General features: G+C 47.6%; 4 protein-coding genes and 1 pseudogene. 1 reads left to right on the top strand and 4 read right to left on the bottom strand.

Going from position 1 to position 5358, the window contains the following annotated elements; all coding sequences use genetic code 11:
- From Q0294_RS18550 to Q0294_RS18540, 3 genes and pseudogenes are all read right to left on the bottom strand, one after another.
- Positions 1-807, bottom strand: a pseudogene (locus tag Q0294_RS18550) (hypothetical protein); the annotation flags it as partial.
- Entirely contained in the window at positions 807-2597 is a 1791-nt protein-coding gene (locus Q0294_RS18545) for a hypothetical protein (protein WP_299468430.1), read from the bottom strand. The gene Q0294_RS18545 and the pseudogene Q0294_RS18550, both read right to left, overlap by 1 nt.
- Before the next feature lie 241 nt (positions 2598-2838).
- Positions 2839-3444 (bottom strand): HAD family phosphatase, encoded by a 606-nt coding sequence (locus Q0294_RS18540; RefSeq protein ID WP_299468428.1) that lies wholly within the window; start codon positions 3442-3444, stop codon positions 2839-2841.
- Positions 3445-3765: 321 nt separating this feature from the next.
- Between Q0294_RS18540 and Q0294_RS18535 the strand changes: the two genes are divergently transcribed.
- Positions 3766-4263, top strand: coding sequence for an acetolactate synthase (locus Q0294_RS18535; RefSeq protein ID WP_299468426.1), 498 nt, complete (start codon positions 3766-3768; stop codon positions 4261-4263).
- A 12-nt stretch (positions 4264-4275) separates the two neighbouring features.
- Here Q0294_RS18535 and Q0294_RS18530 read toward each other — a convergent pair whose 3' ends face one another.
- Positions 4276-5310 (bottom strand): Gfo/Idh/MocA family oxidoreductase, encoded by a 1035-nt coding sequence (locus tag Q0294_RS18530; RefSeq protein ID WP_299468424.1) that lies wholly within the window; start codon positions 5308-5310, stop codon positions 4276-4278.
- Between the last annotated feature and the right edge of the window lie 48 nt (positions 5311-5358).

Raw genomic sequence — 5358 nt, 5'->3', positions numbered from 1 at the left:
AGTCAGTACGTAAGCCTGATCATCTATGCGTAATAACATGACTAAGGCATGCAAACGATGATTTCCATAACAAACTCCCTTAGTAGGTTGCTGCCGCATAATTCGATCTGCGATGAGATCAAAATTGACGAATTGTCCTTCCGAAGTCATCCAGTCATGCGGATCTTGCAGATACAGGGCAAATACAAGAGTGGACCACTCATATTCTAACTGATTGAGACTGAATGATCTCAACGTCTCCTGAATCATTGCTGCCAGCGTAGTTTCTCCCTTTGATGTCACAACCGGGTAGTCGACGGGAGTCCCCACCTCGGCCAGAGATGCTAAGGTATGATCTTCATGGCTCGAAGTGGCTAATCCTTGCTGCACACGCGGCCTGATTCCGAATTCGTTCTGAACGAGCAGAGGTTTGGTTTCTGCCCCCCATACTTGACCAAATCGTCGATGGTCAAGCAAAATATCGCGCATTTCTATCCCGGAAAGAGACTTCGGATCATCAAAGGTCGCCTCGATCCCCCAAAAACGTAACGCATGATCCACATAGTTAATCTGAGGCGAATTTCCACGAAACTGAGGACGCAACCGATAAAGCACACGTGCCAGATCCTCATCAGAGACGATTTGGGGACGATCGTAGAGCGGAGCGACCTGCAGGGGATTCAGTCGCAATTTGGGTAGCTGCTTCTGATCTTCCCATGTATGAAACCGGACGGCCCCCCAACAGATTGCAGCACTGACCAGGAGAATATGAAAACTGAGAAATCCTGCCACTCTCAACTTTGTTCTAAACGGCGTTATCGTCTGCATTATGGCTGCACCTCTTGATCAGCTTCGACTTGATCAGCTTCGACTTGATCTGCTTCCAATTGATCCGATTCGATCGCTTTTACTTCCTGCTTTGATCCTGTCTTTTTTGCAGCAGAAATCAGCTCTGGTTCGCGTGAAACGACCACACTGAGGTCATCCTCATACACAACCTTAAATCCTTTTAACCTGCGAACTTCTTCATCCAGTTTGACCTGCTTTTCCTTATGTACGACGAACGTTGAGACATTGTACTTTTCCGCAACAGACTGCCAGCCCCGACTTGCCCTGGCAATTCCCAGGTAATCCTTCCAGACACGGGGAGGGGCAAGATGCACGGCATTCGTCGTCATAAAAACGTTCATGCCAGCAGGCCCATCCCAAACCAGCCAGTCACCCCACCATTGGGGATTCCAGACCTGACCTTCAGGAGGGTGCGCCTTTAAAAATTCCGTTAGCTTTCTGGGAGTTCCCTCACTGTAAACTTTGTCCAACTGGCGAGGTGTACCACCGAATAAGGGAGTGGTAATATTTGAAAAAGCGAATCCAAACCAAAGGATTAATACGCAAAATGCCGTAATTACAGGTGATTTTTTAGCCCAAAACGGTATTTTTTGCGGTGAATCGATTTCCACTCCCCGACTCTCCCGTCCCATTCTTGGCAGTACATTCGCCAGATGGGGAACCATTGCATAAACAAAAACAACCGAAAACCAGCCAATCATTCGCACGCCGACAATCACGGCCAATGACAACAACCCCACTCGTAACACATCTGCCGTCCGCACCCGTTCCCGACTATGTCGATAAAGCACCAGCATCAACACCCAGGCAACACTAAACCAGATTCCCTCCGCATCTCGAAATTCCAATGGTTCCCACTCTAAAACATCTTTCAAGTTCGGATTTCGCGGAAAGGTGAGTGAGTTAATAAATAAATCAATGTGATACGGATTGAGCAGTGCTCCACATACCGAAAGTTCGGTGACAACCAACCAGCGCCTGACCCATTTGTCGGTACAAATTTGAACCAGACTGCGGGTTCTCCAGCCGACTTCAATGACTCTTCCCAGGAATTGCAGGCCAAGGATCGCCAGCCCGACCACAAAGGAACCATGCAGGTTGGCCCAGGCCAGAAATACCAGGGGAATTCCGAGATAAAGCGAAAACAACAGCGCCACAGGCGTTTTTCGTCCCTGTTTCAGAGGGTTTTTAAGCTCATCTGTCTGCAACAGGCCTGATTTGAAAACGTCGTACTTTTCCGACCAGGCCATAATGACGAGCAGGATGGCCACACATAAACTCCCAAAAATTTCCGGTCTGATGATGGCAATACGACTCGAAGCGATGACCACCAGCAGAAAAGAAGCAAGCGTACTCACACCAACCCTGCCGGATTTGAGATAGAAGGCGAACCAGAACAGGACATGTGTCGTGAAGACGGTCAAAGCAAAAATATGCGATAAACCCCGTACTCCCAGAACGCCATTGACTTTGGCAAAAATAATCTGTGACAGCCAGGCCGCATCGATGCAGGGGACTCCCGCTGCCAGCGAAAGAAAGGGATCGTACTCTGGCAAAGACTGATTCGCCATCATCCAGTCACCATAGGAAACATGACCCCAGATGTCTGAATAAAAGATATGGACATTACCGAAATAGAAAAACAGGACGGCAAACCAGAGGCACGTGATTAAATGTGGCCAGCCCAGCGAAAGCGTTTCTCGATAAGAATGCTGTTTATCCACCGGAGTCAAAGACTCGACTGTACCAGGATGGGAATCGACCGACATAACGCCTTCCACTCATGAAACGAACGTAAGTTCTTATGCTACGCGAAAAATTCAGGTTCTTTTGGATCCATCCCGTTCAGATCCTGAAAGATTCCCGCAAACAATGTTCCAAAGACATTTAGTCTGGAGGGGTAGAGAGACAGACCGAGACACCTCAGCTAAGAAATCTGATCAAACTGTAAAGCAAAGCCGTTTTAAACCGGAAACACAGGCTCTGAACACGTTTTGCCTTCCGGTGTCTTCAGACCTGAATCCCACGACGAGCCAGTTGTCCCATCAGCGTTTCCGTATCTGTAAAGACTTCCCCCTGAATTCCGAGCTTTTTCGCTTCCCGGATGTAATCGGGAATATCATCTGTATAAAACGCCTCTTCAGGAGCACACTGAATTTTCTTCAGGGCACACTCAAAAATACCGGGCTCCGGTTTAATCGCACCCGCTGCGTAAGACGTCACATAATCATCAAATCGCTGCAACACATCATATTGGTTCCAGACAAATTCAAAGTGTGAAATACAGGTATTGGACAATAAAACCAGACGGTAGCCGCCAGCCTTTAACGAATCCAATACGGGAAGAATGGAAGTATTCAGCTCAAATATATCTGAACCGGCAACCAGCAACGCTTCGAAATCGACTGATTGTCCTACTGCTTGCTCAAACCGCTGGTGGAACTCAGCAGGAGTCAGTTTTCCCCGTTCATACTCCCACTGCATCCCGGAATCAATCAGCAGACTCCGGATTTCAGTCTGGGTCTGGCCACAAAGGAGCCCCATTTGTTCACACATTTTATCGTGTGAAAAAAAAGCCAGGACATTCCCCATATCGAATAGAAATGTACGAATCAAAACTCAGGTCCCTCGGAAATGGCTCGGTGACTACCCCCCTCTAGATCAGGCGAGTTGTATGCTACTGTATTTCAAATCACAAGTCATACCGATAAGGCTTCTTAGAGCAATTTCAGCTCAATCGGCAATAAATCACTCACTCGGGAACAAGAGAATACACCTCTTATTGACGCTATGGGAATATTTTCTTAAATTGCAGGTAGATAAGAACTTGATGAGAGCTATTTCCTAGCGCAGTTCTTATCACACCGCATATACAGGTCGAATGATGTTTCTGTGCCGTAAATCAAGCCTGTTTTGCTCAGTTCGTGGAGAGAATCGATGGATTTTGAAAATCAGTCTTCCTACCCCTCGGGGGAACCAGGCCAAGAGTGGCCCTGCCTGCGTCAATTCTGTGTGTTTATGGAAAACCGCGTCGGTTATCTCCATCAATTATTGAAACTGCTCGAAAAATTCGATCTCCGAATCATCGCCTTGAGCACAGTAGACTCAGTTGATGTGGCTATGACGCGCATTGTGCTCGACAATTACGAACGTGCTCGTGAAATTTTTGAGCTGTCGAATTACACGATTTTCGAAAAAGAGCTGATCGGCGTTGAACTCCCCGATGACACTCAGCCTTACATGAAAATCTGTCTCTCGCTGCTTCAGGCAGAGGTTAATATCGATTACACTTATCCGCTGCTTTACCGGAGACATGGTAGAGGAGCCATTGCCTTGTGTGTGGACGATATCGATCTCGGCATCAGAACTCTAAGAGAGCAGGGACACCGGATCATTACCGAGAAAGATCTCAAAGACGACGACGAATATATTTAATCAGACGATCAATCACGTTTGTGATATCGTCTGAGATTTTCCTGATTTCGCTGCATCATAAAATGCGTAAATCGTTCGAATGATTCGCAAACTCTCTCTGCTCGTCAGTAAAGGGTCCCCGTTACCGGCTGCAGCCTGAACCGCTTTGCGCACGGCTGGCGTGTATCCGCGCGGCTCAACAGATTGATCAAATCGATATTTCTTTCCATTGTGGTTGATCGTCCATTCCAGGGGACGCTCCTCAAAAGGCAGCATTTCCAGCCAGCCTTTACTGCCCCAGATCTTGATCATGGACTGATATCCCCGGTTCATAAAATAGCCCGATGTCAAGGTCCCCAGAAAACCTGCTTCGTAGCGAAAGGCCAAGGCTGCTGAGTCTTCGACGTTCATTGGCTGTCCACCCACTACCGCAGTAAAACCCGAGACCTCGGTAATCGAACAGTCTGTCAGATACATCGACAAATCCAGCCAGTGAATTCCCAGCCAGGACAAAAATCCGCCGCCCGCTCGATCTTTGTAAGCATACCAGCTTTTGTGATAAGCAGGATTCGCCAATCGGGTCTGGTCAGCCAGCAGTGTCATTTCCACTCCGTAGATCTTTCCAATGCTCCCTTCCCGGATCAATGACTTCGCAAACTGGATTTCCGGATTCATCCGATTCGCAAGCGCCAGTGATAAATGCAAATGTTTACTTTCGGCTTTTTGAACCAATGGCTCAAATTGGGGCACACTCAGACAAGCTGGCTTTTCCGCAAAGACATGACATCCCTGTTCTAAAGCCAGGTCGATGGATTGAGGTGCCTGTCTGGCTTCCATTGTCACCAGAGCCAGATCAGGTTTCACATTCTGAAACAAGGTTTCTGATTTCTGATACACCCGGTTTAACTTGGAACCCAGCAGGTTTTGAGCTGATTCGACCTGTTGCTGACTCGGATCAGACAGAAACACATCCTTGACTTCATCAATCTCTTTCAAAGCAAAGAAGTAGGCGCTTAAATGTGCCCCCGTCTCATTTGTCAGTACTGCAACAGAAATTTGCTTCTTCATTTTCAGTCTCCTACAGCCATTTCTCTCTTTGCTGTATCAGGGTCGAGG

It is taken from the genome of uncultured Gimesia sp. (genome assembly GCF_937919775.1).
In the GTDB taxonomy this organism is placed as follows: Bacteria; Planctomycetota; Planctomycetia; order Planctomycetales; family Planctomycetaceae; genus Gimesia.
This window is presented reverse-complemented; position numbering and strand designations above follow the sequence as displayed.

Bases quoted from the DNA above. Each gene is read 5' to 3' on its own strand.
- Q0294_RS18545 (WP_299468430.1), bottom strand. From the start codon at position 2,597: ATGTCGGTCGATTCCCATCCTGGTACAGTCGAGTCTTTGACTCCGGTG.
- Q0294_RS18535 (WP_299468426.1), top strand. From the start codon at position 3,766: ATGGATTTTGAAAATCAGTCTTCCTACCCCTCGGGGGAACCAGGCCAA.
- Q0294_RS18530 (WP_299468424.1), bottom strand. From the start codon at position 5,310: ATGAAGAAGCAAATTTCTGTTGCAGTACTGACAAATGAGACGGGGGCA.